This window comes from Flavobacterium sp. NRK F7, assembly GCF_024054195.1.
Classification (GTDB): Bacteria; Bacteroidota; Bacteroidia; order Flavobacteriales; family Flavobacteriaceae; genus Flavobacterium.
Window position 1 is genome coordinate 1384675 of record NZ_JAMXLB010000001.1, and the last position, 23737, is coordinate 1408411.

Sequence of the window (23737 nt, forward strand, 5' to 3'; positions counted from 1 at the left end):
ATCTTTTATAAATCAAAAGCAACTAAGGCTGAATTAATCACTCTAAAGTAAGCATTTTCATTAGAAACATTTTCAAAAGCTTTATAGTCAATCCAAACAAAGCCTTGGTCTCCCCAATTTTCTCCCCATGAGTTAACAACTTTGAAGGCGTGATATGTATCTGAGTAACCAACTACTAACATCCCATGACATCTTTCAGAATCATAATTAACTCTATGTTCTCTGTATGCCGTCAGATTGAATTCATCTTTTAGTCCAAATTCAGAGGATAAAAAAAGGCTAATTAATATTGGGGTTTGATTTACTAATAATGTTTTCATTTCTGCTACCATGTTATTGCCACTAAGATATTTGAAATCACTTATTTTGGCATTTTGTGCAAGTTCATGATGAACATTTGAGGGTTGTGTTGCACAATTGTTATCAAAGTAAGGAAATGAATCCATTGGACAAACACCTCTTTCTTTTAAAAGGGTTAAGGTTTGAGTTAAACTTGTGGAACCACAGTTTCCTTGAGCAATTTGATTATAGGTGTAAGAAGGGCTCATAATAGTAGATGAAAGGAAGGGTTCGCCCGATTGAATTCTTTCTTGCATCGATTTCATATAATAGCTTACTGCCCAAGAAGCACATGATCCTTGATTTCCTTGATTTCCAATTGGTGGTAAGAAGTGCGATAAATCGTAGTTGTTAGGTAAATTATTTGGTATAATCAAGTCTTCAATTAGATTTGAATCATCTTTTAAGTATTCACCAGTTCCTACACACTCTAATCCAGTGAAAAAAATAGTACTGTCAATAATTTCTTCATCAGTTATCTCTTCCTCTATTTCTTCCTCAATATTATTTTGTAGTATGGAAAAATCTACGGGTTCATTTTCACACTGAAGAAATATAAATGAAATAATACTTATTGTAAGGGTTTTTAAAAAAGGAATCGACTTTTTCATAATAAGGCTTTTGTTTATTAAATAGTCTTGTAAAATGAAAAAGGTTGCGTATGAATAAATTGTAATTAACAAAAATCCCGTTTTAAATGAATAAAACGGGATTTTTTTATGAACTAAATAATTGAATTAACCTTGTGGGTTATCTTTCTTTTCGATTTTTTTCTCTTCTCTTGGAGGTCTAGGGATAAGTGCTTTCTTAGAGACTTTTTCTTTACGTGTTTTAGGGTCGATGCCTAGATATTTTACCATAAACACATCTCCCATTTTTACAACATCGGCTACGTTTTCTGTTCTTTCCCAAGCCAATTCAGATACGTGTAATAAAACTTCATTACCAGGTGCTTTCGTATATTCTACTACGGCTCCAAAATCTAACATTTTTATTACTTTCACTTCGTATGCTTCACCTACTTCAGGTTTGAAAACAATAGAGTCAATTTTAGCAAGTACTTTTGCAATTCCTTCCGGACTTGTTCCTAGAATTTCAACCACTCCTTGTTCGTCAACTTCATTGATAACAATAGTTGTACCTGTTTCTTTTTGTAATTCTTGAATTACTTTTCCACCAGGACCAATTAAAGCTCCAATGAAAGCTCCAGGAATTGTCCTTGTAATGATTTTTGGTGCTTTTGGTTTTACATCGGCTCTTGGTTGTGCAATGGTTTCTGTTAATTTACCTAAAATGTGTAAACGACCATCTCTTGCTTGAGCCAAAGCTTGCTCCATAATGTCATAACGTAATCCATCAATTTTGATGTCCATTTGACAAGCAGTAATTCCTTCAGCAGTACCAGTTACTTTAAAATCCATGTCTCCTAAGTGATCTTCATCACCCAAAATATCGGAAAGAACTGCAAATTTCTCACCATCTGTGATTAATCCCATAGCAATACCAGATACTGGTTTTGTCATTTGAATTCCAGCATCCATTAAGGCCATTGTTCCCGCACAAACGGTAGCCATGGAAGAAGAACCATTCGATTCTAATACTTCAGAAACCACACGAATTGTATAAGGACAATCAGCAGGAATCATGTTTTTTAAAGCACGTTGCGCTAAATTACCATGACCTACTTCTCTACGAGAAGTTCCTCTTAATGGTCTTGCTTCACCCGTTGAAAAAGGAGGGAAGTTATAGTGTAAGTAGAACTTTTCTTCACCTTGTTCACTAGGATTGTCAATCACATTTGCTTCTCTCGAAGTTCCTAAAGTTACAGTTGCCAATGCTTGTGTTTCTCCACGTGTGAAAAGTGACGATCCGTGTACTGAGGGTAAATAGTCTACTTCACACCAAATAGGTCTGATTTCTGTAGTTTTTCTACCGTCTAAACGAATTCCTTTTTCAAGGATTACATTACGTACCGCTTCTTTTTGCGTTTTATAATTGTATTTGCTTACTAATTCCTCTAAATCTGAATTCTCAGCATATTCTTCTTCCGTAAATAAAGCTTTTACTTCTTCTTTTACTAAAGCAAATTTCTCACCTCTTTCACTTTTTGCTGATGCTTCTTGAGCGATGGTATAGTATTTATCATAAGCCGCTTTTTTGACTTTTTCATATACCGTTTCGTCTTCTACTTCACCTTCATATTCTCTGTATTCAGGTGTGCCAATAGCAGCTCTTAAGCGTTGTTGTGCATGAATTTGAGTTTTGATGGCTTCATGCGCAAATTTAATGGCAGCCACCATTTCAGCTTCAGAAATTTCATGCATTTCTCCTTCTACCATGGCTACAGAATCTAAAGAAGCTCCAATCATCATGTCGATATCAGAAAGAGCCAATTGTTCTTTACTTGGGTTGATTACAAAGTTTCCATCAATACGCGCTACACGAACTTCAGAAATTAAGTTGTAAAAAGGGATGTCTGAAACAGCTAATGCAGCTGAAGCCGCTAAACCTGCTAAAGCATCAGGCATAACAGCATCGTCATGACTCATTAATTGAATCATTACTTGTGTTTCTGCATGATAATCGTCTGGGAAAAGTGGACGTAATACACGATCTACTAATCTCATGGTTAATACTTCACTGTCGCTAGGACGTGCTTCTCTTTTGAAAAATCCACCAGGAAAACGTCCTGCAGCAGCAAATTTTTCACGATAATCTACCGTTAAAGGTAAAAAATCAACTCCTGGATTAGCAGTTCTCGCAGAAACGGCAGTTGCTAATAACATAGCGTCTCCCATTCTTACTACGACTGATCCGTCGGCTTGTTTGGCTAATTTTCCAGTTTCGATTGTAATGGTTCTACCATCTCCCAAATCGATTACTTCTTGGAATACTTTTGGAATCATAAAATGTAATTCTTAATTAAACAAAGGGTCAGTTGTGTTGTTGTTGTGTGTGCGTAGTTGTTTGAAACCCAATGAAAAACCAAACTTTTTCTTTAAAATATATAAAACAAAAAGGGGCGCAAAGCCCCTTTAAGTTGATTATTTTCTGATATTTAATTCCTTGATAATCTCACGATATCTGTTGATATCTTTCTTTTTTAAGTAGTCAAGAAGGCTTCTTCTTTTACCTACTAATTTCACTAACGAACGCTCTGTGTTGTAATCATGACGATTGTTTTTTAAGTGTCCTGTTAAGTGGTTGATTCTAAATGTGAACAAAGCGATTTGTCCTTCAGCAGATCCTGTGTTTTCTGCTTTTCCTCCGTGTTTAGCGAAGATTTCTTCTTTAACTTCTTTAGTTAAGTACATGCTAATATTATTTTAAATGATTATTATGTATGAAATGGATATTATTCCAATTCGGGTGCAAATATAGAAATTATAATATATTAATTACTATGTTTTAGTATTTATTTTTAATAGCCCAGATGGAAACGACATCCTTTTTACTTTTTTATAACGTCTTTATAATCAAAAAAGTAAAAAGATATAGTGTACAGCTGGAAAAGGCTCCAGAAAATAAAATTAATATAGAGTAGCTACTTGTTCATTTACAAATTCTAAAAAGCGCTCATCCGCTTCAGTAAAAGGATCAATTACATGTGAATCGATATCGATTTGACCTATATTTTGTCCTTTTACGAATAAAGGCACCACAATTTCTGATTTTACGGTAAAACTACACGCAATGTAATTGTCTTGCGCCGATACATCTGGTACCACAAAATTGGTGTTGGATTCTGCTACTTGACCACATATCCCTTTTCCAAATGGAATTACGGTATGATCGGTTTCAGCACCTACATAAGGACCTAGATGTAAAGTTTTGGTTTCATGATTGGCAAAGTAAAATCCAACCCAATTATAATAGGAGATGTTATCTTGTAATAATTGACAAATTTGTAATAATTTCTCGTCGCGAGAAGTGTTTTCTGTTGTAATTATTTGAGTTACTTCTGGTTTTAAATTTTCGAATGACATGGTTTAAAATGTTTTTGCAAAAGTATTTATTCTTTCCTATCAAAAATTATATATTTTTGTTAAAAATACTAGTTTGAAATCTCTTTTTGTTGAATATAAACCCTTTCTTGTTTTTTTAGCAAAGTTTTTACTTTTCTATATCTTTTTTACATTTCTTTATCAAGTGTATTTAAGTCGTTTTGATACTGCTCAAAATGAAATAGATGAAATATCGATTAGTGTTGCGAACCAAACCAAAGTCCTTTTGACTTTTTTTGGACATGAAGCTACTATTTTGAAAAACCCGAATGACCCCTCTTTAAAAATTCTGTACAAGGGTAAATATGTTTCCAGAATGATTGAAGGTTGTAATGCTGTGAGTGTGATTATCTTATTTGCGGCTTTTGTATTTGCCTTCTCGGTGAAGTTGAAACGTACTTTTGTATACATTATTATTGGAGCCTTTGTAATTCATGTTTTGAATGTGGTGCGAATAGCTTTGTTAACCTATGCGTTGTATTATTATCCAGAATATGAATCGGTCTTGCATGGTGCCGTTTTTCCCTTGTTCATTTATGGTGTGGTTTTTTTGTTATGGGTGCTTTGGGTAATGAAATTTTCAGGTTATGATAAAAGAAGCTAAACAAATCTTTCGTTTTGGCTTGCTAGTAATAGCCTTAGTTTGTATTGTTTTAATAAGAATCTATGAAGACTTTTTGTTTTATGATCCTTTTTTAGATTTTTTTAAAAGAGATTATCAAAATCAAGTTTTACCTGATTTTAATAGTCTACAATTGTTTTTAGGAATTGCATTTCGATATGGACTGCATATGATTTTATCTTTATTTATCTTGTACCTTCTTTTTAGAGATAAAAAAATCATCTTTTTGTCTTCCGTACTATATCTTCTGTTTTTTATTATTTTAATTGGATGGTTTTTCGTTTTATTACATTTGGAAAAGCTTCCCAATTATTTGATTCTTTTTTATGTGAGACGTTTTTTAATTCAACCTTTGTTTTTGGTGTTGTTTGTACCTGCTTTTTATTATCAAAAAATGATTAAAAAATGATTACCTTAGTGTATTATTTTTTACATAATGAAAATAAAGAAGAAATCGGGTCAAATAGTTCCATTTGATAATACGAAATTAATAACCTCATTAGTTAATTCAGGAGCAAGCGTTACTGACGCTAAAAAAATACTTCAAGAGATACAACCGCAATTGTATAATGGGATACCATCAAATAAAGTGTATGCTTTAGCTTTTCGAAAATTAAAATCAATATCCAAAGCGAATGCTGCCCGCTATAGTTTGAAAAATGGAATATTTGAGTTAGGACCTACTGGATTTTATTTTGAGAAGTTTATTTCAAGAATTTTTGAATTGCAAGGGTATGAAGTTATAACAAATGTCTTTTTAGAAGGAAGATGTGTTTCTCATGAAGTGGATATATTAGTAAAGAAAAATATGTATTTGGGAATGGTGGAATGTAAATTTCACAGCAGTCAAGATGCTAAAACGGATGTAAAAGTACCGATGTATATTTTATCTCGTTTTAATGATTTGAATAAAAAAGCTGTTGATGTGTTTCAAAAAGAGGAAATCATATCAACTTGTTGGTTAGTTACCAATAGTAAATTTACTACTGAAGCTATAAAGTTTGCAGAATGTTCTGGGTTAAAGTTACTCAGTTGGGATTATCCTTTTCAAGCAGGAATTAAAGATGTAGTAAATCATTACAAGGTGTATCCAATAACTTGTTTGACTACGCTAACAGCTGCTGAAAAAGAATTATTATTACTGCAAGATATTTTAACAGTGTATGATTTGATGCATTTTCAAAATAGTTTTCACAAATTGAAAATAAGTGAAAATAGGATGAAACGTATTAAAGAAGAAAGTAATCAATTATTAAATAGATGAAAATACATTTTTTTGGAGGAGCAGGAACCGTTACTGGTTCTAAAACATTAATTGAAACCGCTTCGATTTCAATTCTAGTAGATTGTGGATTGTTTCAAGGTTTGAAAGAATTAAGAGAGCTCAATCGGATGCCTCTATCTTATGATCCTAAAAAAATAGATTATGTATTACTGACACATGGACATTTAGACCATTGCGGTTGGTTACCAAAATTAGTGAAAGATGGATTTAATGGAAAAATTTTCTGTACATCGCCCACTAAAGAAATTACGAAATTAATTTTATTAGATAGTGCCAAAATTCAAGAAGAAGAAGCTGAAAAAGCAAATAAGGAGCAGTATTCAAAACATAATCCAGCATTGCCACTATATACCGTGGATGAAGTGCAACATGTTTTTCCCGCTTTTAAAGTAGTAGAAAAAGAAGAAGTAGTTTTCTTGTCTGAATCGGTTTCATTTTCTTTTTTTTATGCGTCACATATTTTAGGTGCCTGTTCAATTACTTTAGAAATAGAAGGGAAAACGTTGGTTTTTTCGGGAGATATTGGTCAAGACGATGATGTACTCTTATATCCAGTGCAAAAACCTCATAAAGCAGACTATATTTTTTTGGAAAGTACTTATGGAAATCGAGTGCATCCAAATACAAATCCCTTATTTGATTTAGAAATAATCATTAACAATACGTATAATAGAGGAGGAAATCTTATTATACCTAGCTTTGCTGTAGAGAGGGTTCAAGTTATCATGTATTTAATTTGGCAATTAAAAAAGGCAAATAAAATACCTAATATGCACTATGTTATAGATACACCTATGGGAATTGATGTCTTAGAATTGTTTCTCAATAATCGAAAATGGCATAAATTAAATGATGAAGAATGTATAGCAATGTGTAAAGCTTTTACTTTAATCTCTGAATATAAAGATACTATAGAAACAATTTATGATTCAAGACCTAAGGTTGTTATAGCAGCAAGTGGAATGATTACAGGTGGCAGAGTGTTGTCATATCTAGAAAGATATATAGATAAGCCTGAAACTACAGTTGTTTTAGTTGGTTATCAAGCAGAAGGTACTAGAGGTAGAAAATTGTTAGAAGGAGAGCCTATTATTAAAATGTATGGAAAATTGTATCCCGTTAAGGCTACAGTTTTGTCGATTGAAGGACTATCAGCCCATGCAGACCAGAATGATTTAATACATTGGCTTAGTGAATTAAATGATAGACCCAAAACAATTTTTTTAGTGCATGGTGAAGCAGCTGGAGCAGAAGAATTGAAAAATAAAATCGAAGAACGATTACAAATTAGCTGTGCAATCCCTAAAAGAGGGGAAGTTTTAGAAATTTAGACAAAATTAACTTTCTAAAATAAATAAATTACTAATTTTGCACCATGCCTTTTAGAAAATGTACATCCTTGTTATTAGCTGTCATATTCCTTTTTTCAAATTTGGGATTGGCTTTTAATTTGCATTATTGTCATGATGAATTGGCATTTATATCGATAGATTATCAATTTAAAGAGGCTTGTGTAGAAAATCAAAAATCGTGTTGCGTAGCCGTTGATAGTCATGCTTCTTGTTGTTCGAATAAAATTGTTGAAATTGAAAAGAAAACCGACCATACTTTAGTTTCTGGTTTTCAGTTTGATATTGCTTGTCCTGTTGTAGCGATTACGCATCCTTTTGTTTTCCAATTTCGTGAAAGACAAGTAAAAACAAATCTGTCTCAATTTTATTGCGATTCCAACGCACCTCCCTTTTATAAATTATATTGTCAACTTGTTTTTTACGCTTAATTTTTAATGTTGTTTCGAATTAAGATTTTTTAAAATTTCAAAAACATTAAAAATAAGTTATGTATAAAAATATAGCGTTATGGCTATTATTTTTCACTTCATTTCTATCTGCACAAGAAGAAATTAAAGGGAAAATTGTAGATGAAAATAACCAACCTCTTTTAGGTGCCAATGTATTTTGGCAAAACACAGCTACTGGAACCACTTCTGATATTGATGGTAATTTTACACTCAAAAAATCAAATGAATCAGATAACCTTGTAGTAAGTTATATTGGTTACAAAACCAAAAAAATAACCATTACTTCTACAGATTTTTTAACCATTTCATTAGAAGCAGTTACGAATTTAGAAGAAGTTACCGTATCAAAAACAAAAAAAAGTACGGAACATTCTAAATATCAAGTTACTAATGTGCAAACCATGGGTCAAAAAGAGTTGCTAAAAGCAGCTTGTTGTAATATATCTGAAAGTTTTAGCACCAATCCTTCTATAGATGTTAACTTCTCCGATGCTGTAACAGGAAATAAACAGATTAAAATGTTAGGATTAACGAGTCCTTATATATTAATAGCAGAAGAAAATATTCCTTCGGTACGTGGAGCTTCACAAGCTTACGGTTTGTCTTTTGTGCCTGGAACTTGGGTGGAAAGCATTCAAATTACTAAAGGTGCTGGAAGTGTTATTAATGGTTACGAGAGTATTTCTGGACAAATTAATTACGAGATTTTAAAGCCTGTAAACGACATCCCTTTTTTCTTAAATGCTTATACAGGAATGGGAGGAAGGTATGAATTAAATGCTCATTTCAATCAGAAATATTCGGATAAATTGAGTTCTACTTTGTTTTTACATGGAAATACGAGACAAATTAAAAACGATATGAATGATGATGGTTTTTTAGATAATCCAATAGGAAAACAGATTAATGTTTTAAACCGTTGGCAATATAATGATGCTGAAAATGGTATAGTGAGTTTTTTGAATATCCGTTACATGAAGGATGAAAAGCAATCGGGTCAAGTTGACTTCAATCCAGATAGCGATAAATTTACGACCAATGCTTGGGGAAGTGAAATCAATACGGAGAAAGTTGAAATTTCTAATAAAACAGGTTATGTGTTTCCAAACATGCCGTATCAAAGTATTGGTTTTCAAAATTCATTTCAATCACACCAACAAGATTCTTATTTTGGTTTGAACCAATATAAAATTCATCAAAAAAGTTATTATTCTAATTTGTTATTCAATTCGATTATATCAAATACCAAAAATAAATTTACTACAGGGCTGAATTTTTCCTATGATGCTTATGATGAAGCTGTAGCAGTAAATTTTGTGCGAGATTTTTCAAGAATTGATAATTCGGTAGGTGCTTTTTTTGAATATACTTATGATAATTTAGACAATTTTAGTTTGGTTGCTGGAGCACGAGTAGATAATCATAATAGATTGGGAACATTTATTACGCCTCGATTGCATTTACGCTATAATCCTTGGAAAGAGGCAGTGGTTAGAGCTTCTATTGGAAGAGGAAAAAGAGCAGCCAATATTTTTGCAGAAAACCAGCAATTGTTTGCTTCAAGTAGGGATTTTTCAATTCTTTCCAATGACGGAAAATTGTATGGATTAAATCCTGAAATTGCTTGGAATTATGGCGTAAGTTTCATTCAGTCTTTCAAATTATTTGGAGCAGAATCAGAAGTGGTTTTAGATTATTATAGAACCGATTTTGATAATCAAGCTGTAGTAGATGTAGATTTTAGCCCGCAACAAGTCTTGTTTTACAATTTAGAAGGAAAAAGTTTTGCCAATTCCTTTCAAGCGGAGTTTACCATTGAACCTTTCAAACATTTTAGTGTAAAAACCGCTTATAAATATTATGACGTACAATCCCAATATAAAACAGGGCAATTGCAGCGTGCCTTACAAGCGAAGCATCGTTTTTTTACCAATGTTTCTTTTGAAACGCATATTAAAGAAAAAGGGCAACAATGGAAATATGATGTCACTTATAATTGGTTAGGAGAGCAAAGACTGCCAAATACTACAACTAATTTACCAGAATATAAATTGTCTCCTTATGCTCCAGCTTTTGGAGTATTTAATGCTCAAATTACAAGAACTTTTTCAAGTGTATTTGAAGTATATGTAGGAGGAGAGAATATTGGTAATTACAAGCAAGACAATGCTATAGTAAGTGCTTCAAACCCTTTTGGGACCTATTTTGATAGTAGTATGATTTATGGCCCAGTTTTTGGACAAATGTATTATGCAGGTTTGCGATTTAAAATAAAATAAGTAACTTTAAAATAAAAAAAATGAAAAAAATAATAATGCTTTTATTGGTAAGTTTGTTAGCATTAACAAGCTTCTCTCAAGAAAAGAAAGACAAAAACAAAAAAGTAGAATTTGCGGTTAATGGCAATTGTGAAATGTGTAAAAAACGAATTGAAAAAGCGGCTTTTTCGGTTAAAGGTGTAAAAAGTGCAGACTGGCATATTGAACATAAAGATTTGCATTTAATCATAGATGAAAATAAATGTTCGGTTGTAGATGTGCAAAAGGCTGTTGCAAAAGCAGGTCATGATGCAGGTAAAGTGAAAGCAACTGACGAAGATTACAATCAATTACATGGTTGTTGTCAGTATGAAAGAAAAGAATAAATAAAAAAAACCGATTAGAATTCTAATCGGTTTTTTTGTTATATAAATTATTTTATTACATCATTCCTGGCATACCACCACCCATATGGCTATGTCCTGCTGGTTCATTTTCTTTAATATCAATTAAGGCACATTCTGTAGTAAGAATCATACCCGCAACAGAAGCTGCATTCTCTAAAGCAACACGTGTTACTTTTTTAGGGTCGATAATTCCTGCTTTTAGCATTTCAACATATTCCCCTGTTTTTGCATTGTAACCAAAATCACCTTTACCGTCTAAAACTTTTGCAATTACTACCGAACCTTCACCGCCTGCATTTTCAACGATAGTACGCAAAGGTGCTTCGATGGCTCTATTAACAATTTGAATTCCTGTTGCTTCATCTGCGTTTTCTGCTTTCAGATTGGCTAAAACAGATTTAGCTCTTACTAAAGCAACACCACCACCCGCAACAATTCCTTCTTCTACAGCAGCTCTAGTGGCATGAAGTGCATCGTCTACACGATCTTTTTTCTCTTTCATCTCAACCTCTGAAGCAGCACCAACATAAAGTACTGCAACTCCGCCAGCTAATTTAGCTAAACGTTCTTGTAATTTCTCTTTATCGTAATCAGAAGTAGAAGTCTCGATTTGTGCTTTAATTTGGTTTACTCTTGCTTTAATGTTTTCAGCATCACCAGCACCGTTTACAATGGTTGTATTGTCTTTGTCTATAGTTACTGTTTCAGCTGTACCTAACATGTCAATAGTAGCATTGTCAAGTGCAAAACCGCTCTCTTCAGCAATTACTGTTCCGCCAGTTAAGATAGCAATATCTTCTAGCATTGCTTTTCTTCTATCTCCAAAACCTGGAGCTTTAACAGCGGCAATTTTTAAACCACCTCTAAGTTTGTTTACAACTAAAGTAGCTAAAGCTTGTCCGTCAACATCTTCCGCAATGATAACAAGAGGTCTTCCAGATTGTGCTACAGGTTCTAAAATAGGTAATAACTCTTGTAAATTAGAAATCTTTTTATCATATAATAAAATGTAAGGATTGTCTAATTCAGCAATCATTTTATCAGCATTGGTTACAAAATATGGAGATAAATAACCTCTATCAAATTGCATTCCTTCAACTACATCTACATAGGTATCTGTACCTTTCGCTTCTTCTACTGTTATTACTCCTTCTTTTCCTACTTTTCCAAAGGCAGTAGCAATTAATTCACCAATAGTTTCGTCGTTATTAGCAGAAATGGAAGCGACTTGTTTGATTTTTTCAGATGAATCACCTACAGCCACTGTTTGCTTTCCTAAATCTTCAACAATAGTTTCAACCGCTTTGTCAATTCCTCTTTTTAAGTCCATTGGATTCGCTCCAGAAGCAACATTCTTCAGTCCTTCTTTTACAATAGCTTGAGCTAAAACCGTTGCGGTAGTGGTTCCGTCACCAGCTAAGTCATTTGTTTTTGATGCTACTTCTTTAACCATTTGAGCACCCATATTTTCTAATGGATCTTGTAATTCAATTTCTTTTGCAACAGAAACCCCGTCTTTAGTTACAGTTGGACCACCAAATGATTTGCTAATAATTACATTTCTTCCTTTTGGACCTAAAGTTACTTTTACTGCATTTGCTAATGCATCTACACCACGCTTTAATCCATCGCGTGCTTCAATATCAAATTTAATATCTTTTGCCATTTTTCTTTTTGTTTTAGTTTTTAAAAGTTTAAAATTTCCTTTGATTAAAGAATTGCGTAAATTTCTTCTTCTCTCATGATAAGGTAATCTTTACCTTCATATTTAAATTCTGTGCCAGCATACTTTCCGTAAAGTACAACATCACCCGTTTTAACAGTCATGGTATGGTCTTTTTTACCATTACCTACAGCTACAACAATTCCTTTTTGAGGTTTTTCTTTTGCAGTATCTGGAATAATAATTCCTGATGCCGTTGTAGTTTCTGCAGCCATTGGCTCAATCACTACGCGATCTGAAATTGGTTTAATGTTTAATGACATATTTTTTAAAATTTTAAATTAGTATTTGTTTGCTACTTTTTTTTCAGAAATTGTGCCAAAATCAATTTGTGCCAATTTTACTGAAATAAAAATGCCAGCACTGACAGGCTGGCATTTTTATAATCTTATCTACTATATTATTTAGAAGTTTCTTCTGTTTTTGCAGGAGTTTGAGCTTCAACTGGAGTTGCTTGAGGTGTGGTAGGAATCGTAGTTTGTGTTGGAACATTTACATCTTCATCACCTAAAACTTTAGATCCATTAGTACCGCTTCCACTAAAAGCTAAAGAGGATAATAAAATAAGTGCAATAAGAATTCCACCTAAAGTCCATGTACTTTTATCTAAAAAGTCAGTCGTTTTTTGTACACCACCTAATTGTTGAGAACCACCTAATGATGATGATAAACCTCCACCTTTAGGATTTTGTACCATGATAGCTAAAATTAATAAAAAGCAAACGATTGTTATTGCAATTAAAAAACCTGTGAATCCCATAATCTAATTATTATTTTGTTGTAAATCTTTTATATCTTTAATTCGGTTTGCAAAGAAACTACTTTTTTCTGGATATTTCAAAATTAAAATTTCATAAGCTTGTATTGCTTTCTGATATTTTTTTTGTTCTAAGTATATTTTGGCCAAAGTTTCCGTCATTAAATGGGTGGGCTCTTCTATACTTTTGCTTATATTTAAAGGTGTTGCGACTATTTCTTTAACAGGTGAAATTTTTGGATTTAACTCAATAAAGCGATCGATAATATCTATCTTTTTTAATTTTTCATCCTCTTTTTCATCCTCTTTGACTACTGTTTTTTCTTCAATTTCTCTTTCTATTGGTGTAAATTTTGTCAGTTGTAACCATTCTTGAAAGGAGTGCTTTTCACTTTGATTGAAATCTAACGGTTTACCAATCTCTAATTTTTCTTCTAAAATCGTACTATCTTCTGTTATGTTTTCTTCCGAATTACTTTCTTCTGAAATAGTATTTACGTTTGTATCAATGTTCTTTTCAATGAAACTTTCAGTTACATTCTCATTTGTAACTGCTTCTTTTGTTGCAATTTCTAATGCAGTTTCATAAGGAATTGTTTCCTCTTCTAATGGTTGTGATAGTTCTTCTGTTTTCTCTTCAACAGGTTTTAGTATGTCTTCTTTTATTTTCTCTGTGTTTTCTACTTCTTGTTCTATATTTTCTACAGTGTCTTCATATATAGGAGTTAATACTAAACTATCGGTAACCGTAATGTTGTGTATAAGCGCCTCTTTGTTTTCTATATGATTTTTTTGAAGTGTAGCAAATTGTTGTGAAGTAATAAAATCAAAAAGAATACTTCTGTCATGTGTGTGCGCAGCAGTTTTTTTTAATTCATAATTATATCTGAAACTTTCTTGATTGTATAAGCCTTTCAAATGTAAGGCTCTTGCACTTTGAAAAAAGGGAAATTGTTGTAATATAATTTCTAAGGCCATTGTCTGTTTGTCATTAATGGCGTGAGGTTTGTTTAAAAGATATGTTAAGTCGTTTGTATTCAATTGTATAATGTTATTTTACCATTTGGCTAGCGATTCATTAAAAACGTCCTGCGTTATTCGAGTAAAAATTTCATCTAAAGCAGTTGTTAAACGACTACCTGTCATTTGTTCGTTAGCTGGATAATCATGATAAAAAGAGAAACGTTTTTCAAAATCATCCTCTTCTTTATTCTTATTAGAGAAACGAACCATGACAGAAATGGTCAATCGGTTTTGAGCGGCTCTTTGATCGGCAGTAGCTGTCATAGGGGTAATACGATACTCTGTGATTTCCCCTTCGTATAATAATTCTCCACCTTGAGAAACTAAATTCAAGTTGGTTTGATTCTGAATAATTTCCTGTAAAGCCAAAGTAAAGGTTCTCTCAATACCAGGCTCTACTAAATCGGCTGTATTTTGAAAATAATTGACTTGGAAAGTCTTAGCGTCTATTGGTGCTGTTCCAGTAAAATTATAATATTTACAGCTACTAACCGTAATAAATAAGAAGAAAACTATTATTTTTAAAAAAGATTTCATTTATAAATCGTATTGTTTGATTTTTCTATATAACGTTCGTTCAGAAATTCCCAATTCATCGGCAGCCGCTTTTCTTTTGCCTTTGTTACGTTCCAATGATTTTTTGATTAATTCAATTTCTTTGGCTTCTAAACTTAAGGTTTCCTCTTCTTCCACCGTTTCCGCAAAAAGATAATTTTCATCATCTTCTAAATCTTGATCGTCAAAACGTTCTTGTGTGATTTGATTTGGAACTGGAATTATTTCTGATTTTGCTTCTTTTTCAAAGATAACATTTTCGTCATTTTGACCATAAATCCTTTGGATTAAATTTTTATTTGCTTCTTGCACTTTAGTAGTGCCATTTTGCATTAATTCTAAGGTTAACTTTTTCAAATCATTCAAATCCGCTTTCATATCAAAAAGGACTTTGTATAGGATTTCCCTTTCATTACTAAAGTCATTTTCGCTCTTTTTGTTGTTGATTACGGATGGTAAATTGTTTCCTTCAGAAGGTAAGTAATGTTGTAAAGTTTGAATGCTAATATCTCTTTTAGTCTCCAAAACCGATATTTGCTCGGCAATGTTTCTTAATTGACGAATATTTCCGCTCCATCTATAACGAATTAAATAAGCAACTGCTTCATCTGTTAGTTTTATAGGAGGCATTTTATATTTGTGTGCAAAATCAGATGAAAACTTTCGAAATAGAATATGAATATCTTCTTTTCTGTCACGTAAAGGAGGAAGTTGTATTTCAACGGTGCTCAATCTATAATATAAATCTTCTCTGAATTTTCCTTTTTCAATCGCATCAAACATGTTTACATTAGTAGCAGCCACGATTCTTACGTTCGTTTTTTGAACTTGGGAAGAACCTACTTTGATAAATTCTCCATTTTCTAAAACACGTAGTAAACGAACTTGCGTAGTTAAAGGGAGTTCACCTACTTCATCTAAAAAAATTGTTCCACCATCTGCCACTTCAAAATAACCTTCACGAGTGGCTGTAGCACCAGTAAAAGCTCCTTTTTCATGTCCGAAAAGTTCGCTATCAATCGTTCCTTCAGGAATAGCACCACAGTTTACGGCAATGTATTTACCGTGTTTTCTATGTGAAAGAGAATGAATTATTTTTGGAATACTTTCTTTACCAACACCACTTTCTCCTGTAACCAATACCGAAATATCAGTTGGAGCAACTTGAATGGCTTTTTCAATGGAACGATTGAGTTTTGGATCGTTACCAATAATTTCAAACCGTTGTTTTATGGCTTGTACTGTTTCCATGTTTTTTCTTTGTTTAAAAGTTTAAAAGTTTAAAGTTTTAAAGTTGTTTTGATTCTAAATGAAACAACTTTAAACCATATTAAACCATATTAAACAATTTTTAAGCTTGCATTATTTCTGAATAACCTACAGCTTCTCCTATTAATGTAGCTGCTGTACAATCTGTAATTTTTACATTAACAAAATCACCAGGTTTGTAATTTCCTTTTGGGAAAACCACTACTGTGTTTTGAGAATTTCTGCCTGACCAATGTTCGTTTGAACGTTTCGAGTCTTTTTCAACTAAAACTTCTACAGTCTGACCCACAAATCTTTGTGTTTTTTCTAAAGCGTGTACTTGTTGTAAATCTACAATTTCGGTAAGTCTGCGTTTTTTAACTTCATCTGCTACATCGTCTTCCATTTTACGAGCTGCCATTGTTCCTGGTCTTTCTGAATAAGCAAACATAAAACCAAAGTCATATTTTACATATTCCATTAAAGAAAGTGTATCTTGATGATCTTCTTCCGTTTCTGTCGGGAAACCAGTTATCATATCTTGAGATAAAGAAATATCTGGAATGATTCTTTTAATGTTGTCAATCAACGCCATATATTCCTCACGCGTATGTTGACGATTCATTTCTTTTAAGATTCTCGTACTTCCAGATTGAACTGGTAAATGGATATATTTACAAATATTATGATGTTTTGCCATTACTTCAATAACTTCCACATGCATGTCTTGCGGGTTGGAAGTAGAAAAACGAAAACGCATTTTAGGAAATTGAGTCGCACATAGATCTAGTAATTGAGCAAAATCTACAGCAGTTGCTTTTTGCATTTCTGTAGCTTTTACAAAATCTTTTTTCAAACCACCACCATACCATAAATAACTGTCTACATTTTGTCCTAATAAAGTAACTTCTTTAAAGCCTTTGTTCCATAAATCTTGGATTTCATCTAAAATACTTTGAGGTTCTCTACTTCTTTCACGTCCTCTAGTAAATGGAACCACACAAAAAGTACACATGTTGTCGCATCCACGAGTGATAGAAACAAATGCTGTTACTCCATTAGAGTTCAATCGAACAGGAGCAATATCTCCATAAGTTTCTTCTTTGGATAAAATAACATTAATGGCATCTCTACCGTCTTCTACATCTTTTAGAAGGTTTGGAATGTCTTTATATGCATCTGGTCCTACAACCATATCTACAATTTTCTCTTCTTCAAGGAATTTATCTTTCAAGCGTTCGGCCATACAGCCAAGAACCCCCACTTTCATGCTAGGATTGATTTTCTTTACCGCATTGTATTTTTCTAAACGCTTTCGGATGGTTTGCTCCGCTTTATCTCGGATGGAGCATGTGTTTACTAATACTAAATCTGCTTCTTCTAGATTTTGAGTGGTATTGTATCCTTGGTTAACTAATATTGAAGCTACAATTTCACTATCAGAAAAATTCATCTGACAACCATAACTTTCTATAAAAAGTTTTTTTGCATTTCCTTCTTTTTGTTCTAAAACCAGACTTGTGCCTTGTTTGTTTTCTTCAATTATCTTCTCCATAATAGATATTCTGTAATTTCAATACAAATTTCAAGCAGCAAAGATAATACTAAATTATAAATTCTGACAAGATGTCATATTTACTTTAACAAAAATATAATTGGATTTGTTTTCGAATTCCTTTTTGTCTTAGTTTTAAAGTAGTTTTTGGAACAAATTTTAAATTTAATTTTTTTTTAAATAGATCATTAAAACTTGAAATTTAAAAAAAACTCCTACTTTTGTCCCAAATAAAATTGATAATGGCAAAGAATTTAGTTATTGTAGAGTCCCCAGCAAAGGCAAAAACGATCGAAAAATTTTTAGGAAAGGAGTATCAAGTGGAATCCAGTTTTGGACACATTGCAGATTTGCCTTCTAAAGAAATTGGAGTAGATGTAAGTAATGGTTTTAAGCCAAAGTATGAGGTTTCTAGTGATAAAAAAGCTTTGGTTAAAAAACTAAAGGACTTGTCAAAATCAGCAGAAATGGTTTGGTTGGCTTCCGATGAGGACCGCGAAGGAGAAGCCATCGCTTGGCATTTAGCAGAAGAATTGAAGTTGGATCAAAACAAAACGAAACGTATTGTTTTTCATGAGATTACTAAAACGGCTATTCAGAAAGCAATTGAAAATCCAAGAAAAATTGATTATAATTTAGTCAATGCGCAACAAGCAAGAAGAGTATTAGACCGATTAGTTGGTTATGAATTATCTCCTGTACTTTGGAAGAAAGTTAAAGGAGGCTTGTCAGCAGGAAGAGTTCAATCTGTTTCGGTTAGATTAATAGTGGAAAAAGAAAGAGAAATTCAAAATTTTACTTCTGAAGCTTCTTATTCTGTAAATGCAGAGTTTACCAATGAAGCGGGAAAGACTTTTAAAGCTAAATTGCCTAAAAATTTTAGCACTAAAAAAGAAGCAGAAGATTTTCTTCAAAAAAATATTGGTTCTTCTTATAAAGTGGCTGATTTAGAAACAAAACCAACTAAAAAATCTCCAGCCGCTCCGTTTACCACTTCAACGTTACAACAAGAAGCTGCAAGGAAATTATACCTTCCAGTAGGAATAACCATGCAAATTGCACAACGATTATATGAAGCAGGATTAATTACCTATATGAGAACAGATAGTGTAAATCTATCTAATGAGGCGATGCAAGCGGCACAAGCTGAAATTGTAAGTTACTATGGAGCTGAATATAGTAAACCAAGAAATTATAATACAAAATCAAAAGGAGCACAAGAAGCGCATGAAGCAATTCGTCCTACAGATATGTCTCGACACACTGTTGATATGGATCGAGATCAAGCAAGGTTGTATGATTTAATTTGGAAGAGAACATTGGCTTCTCAAATGAGTGATGCACAATTAGAAAGAACAAATGTAAAAATTGAAGCGAACAATCATAGTGAAATTTTTACAGCAACTGGAGAAGTTATCAAATTTGAAGGTTTTTTAAAAGTGTATTTAGAAGGTCATGATGAGGATGAAGAAGAACAAGAAGGAATGTTGCCTGCTTTAAAAATAAAAGAAAATTTACGAAATAATTATATTACTGCTACGGAAAGGTTCTCTAGACCGCCAAGTCGTTACACTGAAGCGTCATTGGTTAAAAAATTAGAAGAACTTGGAATTGGTAGACCTTCAACTTATGCACCAACCATTTCAACCATCATCAATCGTAATTATGTTGAGAAAGGTACCTTTGAAGGACAAGAAAGGAAATACAATCAATTGGTTTTAGAAGCAGGAAATGTAATTTCGAAAGAGCTGACAGAAAATACAGGTTCTGATAAAGGGAAATTGGTTCCTACAGATATCGGTATTATCGTTAATGACTTCTTGGTTTCTAACTTTAAAACCATTTTAGATTATAATTTTACAGCAAAAGTAGAGCAAGATTTTGACGAAATTGCTTCTGGAAATGAAGATTGGGTAAAAATGATGAATGACTTCTACAAGCATTTTCATCCCAATGTGGTTGATGTTGAAAAAAATGCAGAAAGAGAAACAGGAGAGCGTATTTTAGGTAAACATCCAGAAAGTGGAAGACAAGTTTCAGTACGTTTAGGTAAGTTTGGTCCAATGGTACAAATAGGAGAGCAAGAAGATGAAGAAAAGCAATTTGCAAGCTTGTTACCAGAACAAAATATTGGTACTATTACTCTTGAAGAAGCACTTACTTTATTTTTATTGCCAAAATCTTTAGGGAAATATGAAGGGGAAGAAGTTGAAGTAAATAATGGGCGATTTGGTCCATATGTTCGATTTGGTAAAACCTTTATTTCACTACCTAAAGGAGAAGAACCTCTAGACGTTACGCTAGATCGAGCAATAGAGTTGATTCAAGAGAAACAACAAGCGGATGCTCCAATAGCGACTTATGATGGATTGCCAGTTCAAAAAGGAGTGGGACGTTTTGGACCTTTTATTAAATGGAATAACATGTTTATTAATGTAAGTAAAAAATATGATTTTGATCATTTGTCACAGTCTGATGTTAAAGAACTTATAGTAGATAAATTACAAAAAGAAAAAGAGAAGCTAATTCATCATTGGGAAGAAGAAGGAATACGAGTTGAGAAAGCAAGATGGGGACGTTCTGTTATATTAAAAGGGAAATTAAAAATTGAATTAAGTAAAGATGTTGATGCTGCTAAATTAACTTTAGAAAAAGTGAAAGAGTTAATTGAAGCTAAAGCACCTGCTAAAAAAGCAACTAAAAAAACTCCAGCAAAAAAAACAACTTCAAAAAAGAAATAATTGAAAATGGTTTTCGATTTTTTACAACCTGTTAGTGAAGATTTTGTTGCATTTAAAGAGCAGTTGCCAAACCATGCTTTAGGTAAAAAAGTAGCGTTTCATACCATTGAAGACTTTCCAGATTTAGAAGGAGTAGATGTTGCGATAATTTGTGTAAATGAGTATAGAGGGAGTGGTCAAGAAAATCAAGTAAATAGCTTTACCTTTTTTAGAAAACAATTTTACTCTTTGTTTCCTGGAAATTGGAATGTTTCTTTAGTTGATTTAGGAAATATACAGTTTGGGGAAACCTTAGAGGATACTTATTTTTTGGTTAAGTCTATCAACGAAGATCTGTTAAGAAAAAAAGTCATTCCTATTATTATAGGTGGTAGTCATGATATGACCTATCCCATTTATAGAGCCTATGATAATTTAGATCAAATGGTTAATTTGGTTACTATTGACAATCAATTTGATTTTGCAAAAGATAATGTTGCGTTCAATAGGTCGTTTTTAACAAAGATAATTGTGGAAGAACCCAATAATTTGTTTAATTTTAGTAATATTGGTTATCAAACCTATTACAATTCGCAAGAAGAAATAGATTTAATAGAGAAATTGTATTTTGATGCCTACCGTTTAGGAGAAGTGTCTCATAAAATAGCGATTGCAGAGCCGGTTTTTAGAGATGCAGATGTAGTAAGTGTAGATATGAAATCAGTACAGTCTGCTTATTCTGGTAATGAAAAAGAATTTAATCCCAATGGCTTTGATGGTAAAGAAATTTGTGCATTAGCAAGATATTCAGGTATAAGTGATAAAGTGTCAACTTTTGGAGTTTTTGATTGGAATCCATCTGAAAAAGAATCTATTTTGATTGCGCAAATGATTTGGTATTTTATAGAGGGTTTTAGTTACCGCTCCAAAGAGTATCCTTTTGGCACAAAAGAGAACTATTTAAAATATATTGTTTTGGTAGAAGATGAAGAATTAATCTTTTTTAAAAGCAATAAAACCGATAGATGGTGGATAGAAATACCTTTTTTAGATAATAAGAATAATAAATTGAAAAGAAATACGTTATTACCATGCACACACGACGATTATTTGGCGGCTTGTGAACAAGAAATACCAAGTAGGTGGTGGAAGGCGTATAGGCGTAATTTGTTGTAAATCAAGGATGATTTAGGGAGTTGAACGATTTTTTTTGTGTTAATTTTAATATTTTTTTAAGAAATACTTCAAAAAAATTGTTTTTTTCAAAATTATTGAATAGGTTTACGCCCTTAAAAGTGAAATTATATTTTAACCCAAATTTATATGAAGAAGTTAGTTGTATTTACAGCAATCTTATCATTGTTTGCCAGTTGTGGTAAAGGCGATAGAGGTGAACTGGTAGGTGTAAAAGGAAAAAAATGGCATCCAGAAAAGCCTTATGGAATGACATTAGTGCCAGGCGGGGCGTTTATTCTTGGTAAGTCAGATGATGATTTAGCTAATATTCAAGATGCTCCTACTAAGACAGTAACAGTTCGTTCATTTTATATGGATGAGACTGAAATTACTAATGCAGAGTATCGACAATTTGTGGAATGGGTAAAAGATTCTACAATTAGAACTAGATTGGCAATCTTGGCAGACGAAGTAGGTCAAGGTGGTGGAGAAGGTTCTGACGGAGGAATTGGTGATTATGCTTTCGCAGATGCTAACGTAGAAGAAATGTCTCCTTATGACAAATACATGTATGAAAATTATTACAGTATTGGTACGGAGGACGATAACTACGCTGGTAGAAAATTAAATCGCAAAGCTAAATTAATCAATGATCCACAGAAGTATCCAGATGAATATTACGTTGAAGTAATGGATTCTATGTATCTTCCAGAATCAGAATCGTATAATGGGTTAAAAACGATTGATGTTTCTAAGTTGAAATTTAGATTTAGAGAAGTTGATTGGAATAAAGCGGTAACTGTTAAAGGTCGTAAAGATTTGTATAAAGAGGTTCCTCCAATTGAAATCTATCCAGATACAACAGTTTGGATTAAAGATTTTGCTTATTCTTATAATGAGCCAATGCATAATGATTATTTTTGGCATCAAGCTTACGCTGAGTATCCTGTTGTAGGTGTTACTTGGAATCAAGCAAAAGCATTTTGTGCTTGGAGAACGTTGTATAAAAATTCATACGTTAAAAAGAAAAAAGGAAGAGATCAAGTGAACTCTTTTAGATTGCCAACTGAAGCTGAGTGGGAATATGCAGCTAGAGGTGGTCTAGAGTCAGGAGCTTTCCCATGGGGAGGTCCTTATGCTAAAAATGATAGAGGTTGTTTTATGGCTAACTTCAAGCCAAATAGAGGTGATTATGCTGCTGATGGTGCTTTGTATACTGTTGAAGCAAAGTCGTATGAGCCTAACAATTTCAACTTGTACAATATGGCGGGTAACGTTTCAGAATGGACTGAGTCTGCTTATGATGTAACTGCTTATGAATTTGTATCTACAATGAATCCAAACGTTGCAGATCGCAAAAATCAAAGAAAAGTTGTTCGTGGTGGTTCATGGAAAGATGTAGCTTACTTCTTACAAGTTTCTACTCGTGATTATGAGTATGCAGATTCTGCAAGAAGCTATATTGGTTTCAGAACTGTACAAGATTACATGGGTACTGCTGCAACTGCAACTAGTCCTAAATAATATTTAACCAATTTTTAAATTATAAATTAAACTTAACTAACTAAAATTATTTATTATGGCATTTTTAAGTAAAACAGTAATGAATTTCCTTTACGGAATGGGAGCGGCAGTAGTAATCGTTGGAGCTTTATTCAAGTTACAACACTGGCCAGGCGCAAACTTAATGTTAATCGTAGGATTATTAACAGAGGCTGCTATTTTCGCTTTATCTGCATTTGATGCACCTGAAAAAGACTTAGATTGGTCTTTAGTGTATCCAGAATTAGCTGGTGGTGATGCTAGCGACAAAAAGAAAAAGGAAAATCCAACTGATGCTCAAGGTTTATTATCTCAAAAATTAGATAATATGCTTAAAGAAGCTAGAATAGATGGAGCTTTAATGGAAAGCTTAGGAAGTAGTATTAGAAACTTTGAAGGAGCTGCTAAAAGTATTTCTCCAACAGTAGATTCTATAGCTTCACAAAAGAAATATTCTGAGGAAATGTCTCAAGCTGCTGCTCAAATGGAAGCTTTAAACAGTTTATATAAAGTTCAATTAGAAAGTGCTTCAAGAAATGCAGAAGCTAATAAAGAAATTGCTGATAACGCAGCTAAATTAAAAGAACAAATGCAGTCTATGACTTCTAACATTGCATCATTAAATGCAGTTTATGGAGGTATGCTTTCTGCAATGAACAATAGAGGATAATTAGTTTTATCATTAAATTAATTTATTAATCAAAAAAAACTAATTAAAAAGA

22 protein-coding genes are annotated in these 23737 nt (G+C 32.7%); 11 read left to right on the plus strand and 11 right to left on the minus strand.

Annotated features, from left to right (window positions below; genetic code table 11):
• Window positions 1-5: 5 nt before the first annotated feature.
• From NHF47_RS05920 to NHF47_RS05935, 4 genes are all read right to left on the minus strand, one after another.
• Window positions 6-950: a C1 family peptidase gene (locus tag NHF47_RS05920; RefSeq protein ID WP_252764062.1), complete on the minus strand. Its 945-nt coding sequence runs from the start codon at window positions 948-950 to the stop codon at window positions 6-8.
• A 126-nt stretch (window positions 951-1076) separates the two neighbouring features.
• Entirely contained in the window at window positions 1077-3245 is a 2169-nt protein-coding gene (locus NHF47_RS05925; RefSeq protein ID WP_252764063.1) for a polyribonucleotide nucleotidyltransferase, read from the minus strand.
• Between the two features lie 138 nt (window positions 3246-3383).
• Window positions 3384-3653 (minus strand): 30S ribosomal protein S15, encoded by a 270-nt coding sequence (gene rpsO / locus NHF47_RS05930; RefSeq protein ID WP_252764064.1) that lies wholly within the window; start codon window positions 3651-3653, stop codon window positions 3384-3386.
• 216 nt (window positions 3654-3869) lie between these two features.
• A complete protein-coding gene (locus NHF47_RS05935) occupies window positions 3870-4325 on the minus strand; it encodes a GAF domain-containing protein (protein WP_252764065.1) in 456 nt (151 codons plus the stop codon).
• 73 nt (window positions 4326-4398) lie between these two features.
• On the opposite strand from NHF47_RS05935, the gene xrtF reads away from it, so the two are divergent.
• Genes xrtF through NHF47_RS05970 form a run of 7 tightly spaced genes read left to right on the plus strand, consistent with a single transcriptional unit; the run spans window position 4399 to window position 10695 of the window.
• Entirely contained in the window at window positions 4399-4947 is a 549-nt protein-coding gene (xrtF, locus tag NHF47_RS05940) for an exosortase family protein XrtF (RefSeq protein ID WP_252764066.1), read from the plus strand.
• Complete coding sequence (locus tag NHF47_RS05945; RefSeq protein ID WP_252764067.1) at window positions 4931-5374, plus strand: exosortase F system-associated protein; 444 nt, start codon at window positions 4931-4933, stop codon at window positions 5372-5374. The genes xrtF and NHF47_RS05945 overlap by 17 nt, the downstream gene beginning before the upstream one ends.
• A gap of 27 nt (window positions 5375-5401) precedes the next feature.
• Window positions 5402-6229 carry a restriction endonuclease gene (locus NHF47_RS05950; RefSeq protein ID WP_252764068.1) on the plus strand — a complete coding sequence of 276 codons (828 nt, stop codon included), beginning with the start codon at window positions 5402-5404 and terminating at the stop codon, window positions 6227-6229.
• Complete coding sequence (locus NHF47_RS05955) at window positions 6226-7581, plus strand: MBL fold metallo-hydrolase RNA specificity domain-containing protein (protein ID WP_252764069.1); 1356 nt, start codon at window positions 6226-6228, stop codon at window positions 7579-7581. Before NHF47_RS05950 ends, NHF47_RS05955 begins: the two co-directional genes overlap by 4 nt.
• A gap of 44 nt (window positions 7582-7625) precedes the next feature.
• Complete coding sequence (locus NHF47_RS05960; RefSeq protein WP_252764070.1) at window positions 7626-8030, plus strand: hypothetical protein; 405 nt, start codon at window positions 7626-7628, stop codon at window positions 8028-8030.
• Between the two features lie 59 nt (window positions 8031-8089).
• Complete coding sequence (locus tag NHF47_RS05965) at window positions 8090-10330, plus strand: TonB-dependent receptor (protein ID WP_252764071.1); 2241 nt, start codon at window positions 8090-8092, stop codon at window positions 10328-10330.
• A 20-nt stretch (window positions 10331-10350) separates the two neighbouring features.
• Window positions 10351-10695, plus strand: a complete 345-nt coding sequence (locus tag NHF47_RS05970; RefSeq protein WP_252764072.1) for a heavy-metal-associated domain-containing protein — start codon at window positions 10351-10353, stop codon at window positions 10693-10695.
• A gap of 55 nt (window positions 10696-10750) precedes the next feature.
• Here NHF47_RS05970 and groL read toward each other — a convergent pair whose 3' ends face one another.
• The 7 genes from groL to miaB form a co-directional block, all read right to left on the minus strand.
• Window positions 10751-12382, minus strand: coding sequence for a chaperonin GroEL (gene groL / locus NHF47_RS05975; RefSeq protein WP_252764073.1), 1632 nt, complete (start codon window positions 12380-12382; stop codon window positions 10751-10753).
• A gap of 44 nt (window positions 12383-12426) precedes the next feature.
• On the minus strand, window positions 12427-12702 hold the full coding sequence (gene groES, locus NHF47_RS05980; protein WP_252764074.1) for a co-chaperone GroES: 276 nt from the start codon (window positions 12700-12702) through the stop codon (window positions 12427-12429).
• 137 nt (window positions 12703-12839) lie between these two features.
• Window positions 12840-13202 carry a preprotein translocase subunit SecG gene (secG, locus tag NHF47_RS05985; protein ID WP_252766063.1) on the minus strand — a complete coding sequence of 121 codons (363 nt, stop codon included), beginning with the start codon at window positions 13200-13202 and terminating at the stop codon, window positions 12840-12842.
• Complete coding sequence (locus NHF47_RS05990; protein ID WP_252764075.1) at window positions 13203-14237, minus strand: tetratricopeptide repeat protein; 1035 nt, start codon at window positions 14235-14237, stop codon at window positions 13203-13205. It lies immediately after the preceding gene.
• Between the two features lie 15 nt (window positions 14238-14252).
• Window positions 14253-14756, minus strand: coding sequence for an LptE family protein (locus tag NHF47_RS05995; RefSeq protein WP_252764076.1), 504 nt, complete (start codon window positions 14754-14756; stop codon window positions 14253-14255).
• Window positions 14757-16025 (minus strand): sigma-54-dependent Fis family transcriptional regulator, encoded by a 1269-nt coding sequence (locus tag NHF47_RS06000; RefSeq protein ID WP_252764077.1) that lies wholly within the window; start codon window positions 16023-16025, stop codon window positions 14757-14759.
• A gap of 100 nt (window positions 16026-16125) precedes the next feature.
• Window positions 16126-17577 carry a tRNA (N6-isopentenyl adenosine(37)-C2)-methylthiotransferase MiaB gene (gene miaB, locus NHF47_RS06005; RefSeq protein ID WP_252764078.1) on the minus strand — a complete coding sequence of 484 codons (1452 nt, stop codon included), beginning with the start codon at window positions 17575-17577 and terminating at the stop codon, window positions 16126-16128.
• Between the two features lie 242 nt (window positions 17578-17819).
• On the opposite strand from miaB, the gene topA reads away from it, so the two are divergent.
• The 4 genes from topA to gldL all read left to right on the plus strand — a co-directional run bounded on the left by topA (window position 17820) and on the right by gldL (window position 23685).
• Window positions 17820-20318 carry a type I DNA topoisomerase gene (topA, locus tag NHF47_RS06010; RefSeq protein ID WP_252764079.1) on the plus strand — a complete coding sequence of 833 codons (2499 nt, stop codon included), beginning with the start codon at window positions 17820-17822 and terminating at the stop codon, window positions 20316-20318.
• A 6-nt stretch (window positions 20319-20324) separates the two neighbouring features.
• Window positions 20325-21473, plus strand: coding sequence for a formimidoylglutamase (locus tag NHF47_RS06015; RefSeq protein WP_252764080.1), 1149 nt, complete (start codon window positions 20325-20327; stop codon window positions 21471-21473).
• A gap of 147 nt (window positions 21474-21620) precedes the next feature.
• Window positions 21621-22997, plus strand: a complete 1377-nt coding sequence (gldK, locus tag NHF47_RS06020) for a gliding motility lipoprotein GldK (RefSeq protein WP_252764081.1) — start codon at window positions 21621-21623, stop codon at window positions 22995-22997.
• A 55-nt stretch (window positions 22998-23052) separates the two neighbouring features.
• Complete coding sequence (gldL, locus tag NHF47_RS06025) at window positions 23053-23685, plus strand: gliding motility protein GldL (RefSeq protein WP_252764082.1); 633 nt, start codon at window positions 23053-23055, stop codon at window positions 23683-23685.
• The last annotated feature ends 52 nt before the right edge of the window (window positions 23686-23737 follow it).

Coding starts and splice junctions, on each gene's coding strand:
- NHF47_RS05920 (WP_252764062.1), bottom strand. CDS start 950: ATGAAAAAGTCGATTCCTTTTTTAAAAACCCTTACAATAAGTATTATT.
- NHF47_RS05925 (WP_252764063.1), bottom strand. CDS start 3,245: ATGATTCCAAAAGTATTCCAAGAAGTAATCGATTTGGGAGATGGTAGA.
- rpsO (WP_252764064.1), bottom strand. CDS start 3,653: ATGTACTTAACTAAAGAAGTTAAAGAAGAAATCTTCGCTAAACACGGA.
- NHF47_RS05935 (WP_252764065.1), bottom strand. CDS start 4,325: ATGTCATTCGAAAATTTAAAACCAGAAGTAACTCAAATAATTACAACA.
- NHF47_RS05945 (WP_252764067.1), top strand. CDS start 4,931: ATGATAAAAGAAGCTAAACAAATCTTTCGTTTTGGCTTGCTAGTAATA.
- NHF47_RS05950 (WP_252764068.1), top strand. CDS start 5,402: ATGAAAATAAAGAAGAAATCGGGTCAAATAGTTCCATTTGATAATACG.
- NHF47_RS05955 (WP_252764069.1), top strand. CDS start 6,226: ATGAAAATACATTTTTTTGGAGGAGCAGGAACCGTTACTGGTTCTAAA.
- NHF47_RS05960 (WP_252764070.1), top strand. CDS start 7,626: ATGCCTTTTAGAAAATGTACATCCTTGTTATTAGCTGTCATATTCCTT.
- NHF47_RS05965 (WP_252764071.1), top strand. CDS start 8,090: ATGTATAAAAATATAGCGTTATGGCTATTATTTTTCACTTCATTTCTA.
- NHF47_RS05970 (WP_252764072.1), top strand. CDS start 10,351: ATGAAAAAAATAATAATGCTTTTATTGGTAAGTTTGTTAGCATTAACA.
- groL (WP_252764073.1), bottom strand. CDS start 12,382: ATGGCAAAAGATATTAAATTTGATATTGAAGCACGCGATGGATTAAAG.
- groES (WP_252764074.1), bottom strand. CDS start 12,702: ATGTCATTAAACATTAAACCAATTTCAGATCGCGTAGTGATTGAGCCA.
- NHF47_RS05995 (WP_252764076.1), bottom strand. CDS start 14,756: ATGAAATCTTTTTTAAAAATAATAGTTTTCTTCTTATTTATTACGGTT.
- NHF47_RS06000 (WP_252764077.1), bottom strand. CDS start 16,025: ATGGAAACAGTACAAGCCATAAAACAACGGTTTGAAATTATTGGTAAC.
- miaB (WP_252764078.1), bottom strand. CDS start 17,577: ATGGAGAAGATAATTGAAGAAAACAAACAAGGCACAAGTCTGGTTTTA.
- topA (WP_252764079.1), top strand. CDS start 17,820: ATGGCAAAGAATTTAGTTATTGTAGAGTCCCCAGCAAAGGCAAAAACG.
- NHF47_RS06015 (WP_252764080.1), top strand. CDS start 20,325: ATGGTTTTCGATTTTTTACAACCTGTTAGTGAAGATTTTGTTGCATTT.
- gldK (WP_252764081.1), top strand. CDS start 21,621: ATGAAGAAGTTAGTTGTATTTACAGCAATCTTATCATTGTTTGCCAGT.
- gldL (WP_252764082.1), top strand. CDS start 23,053: ATGGCATTTTTAAGTAAAACAGTAATGAATTTCCTTTACGGAATGGGA.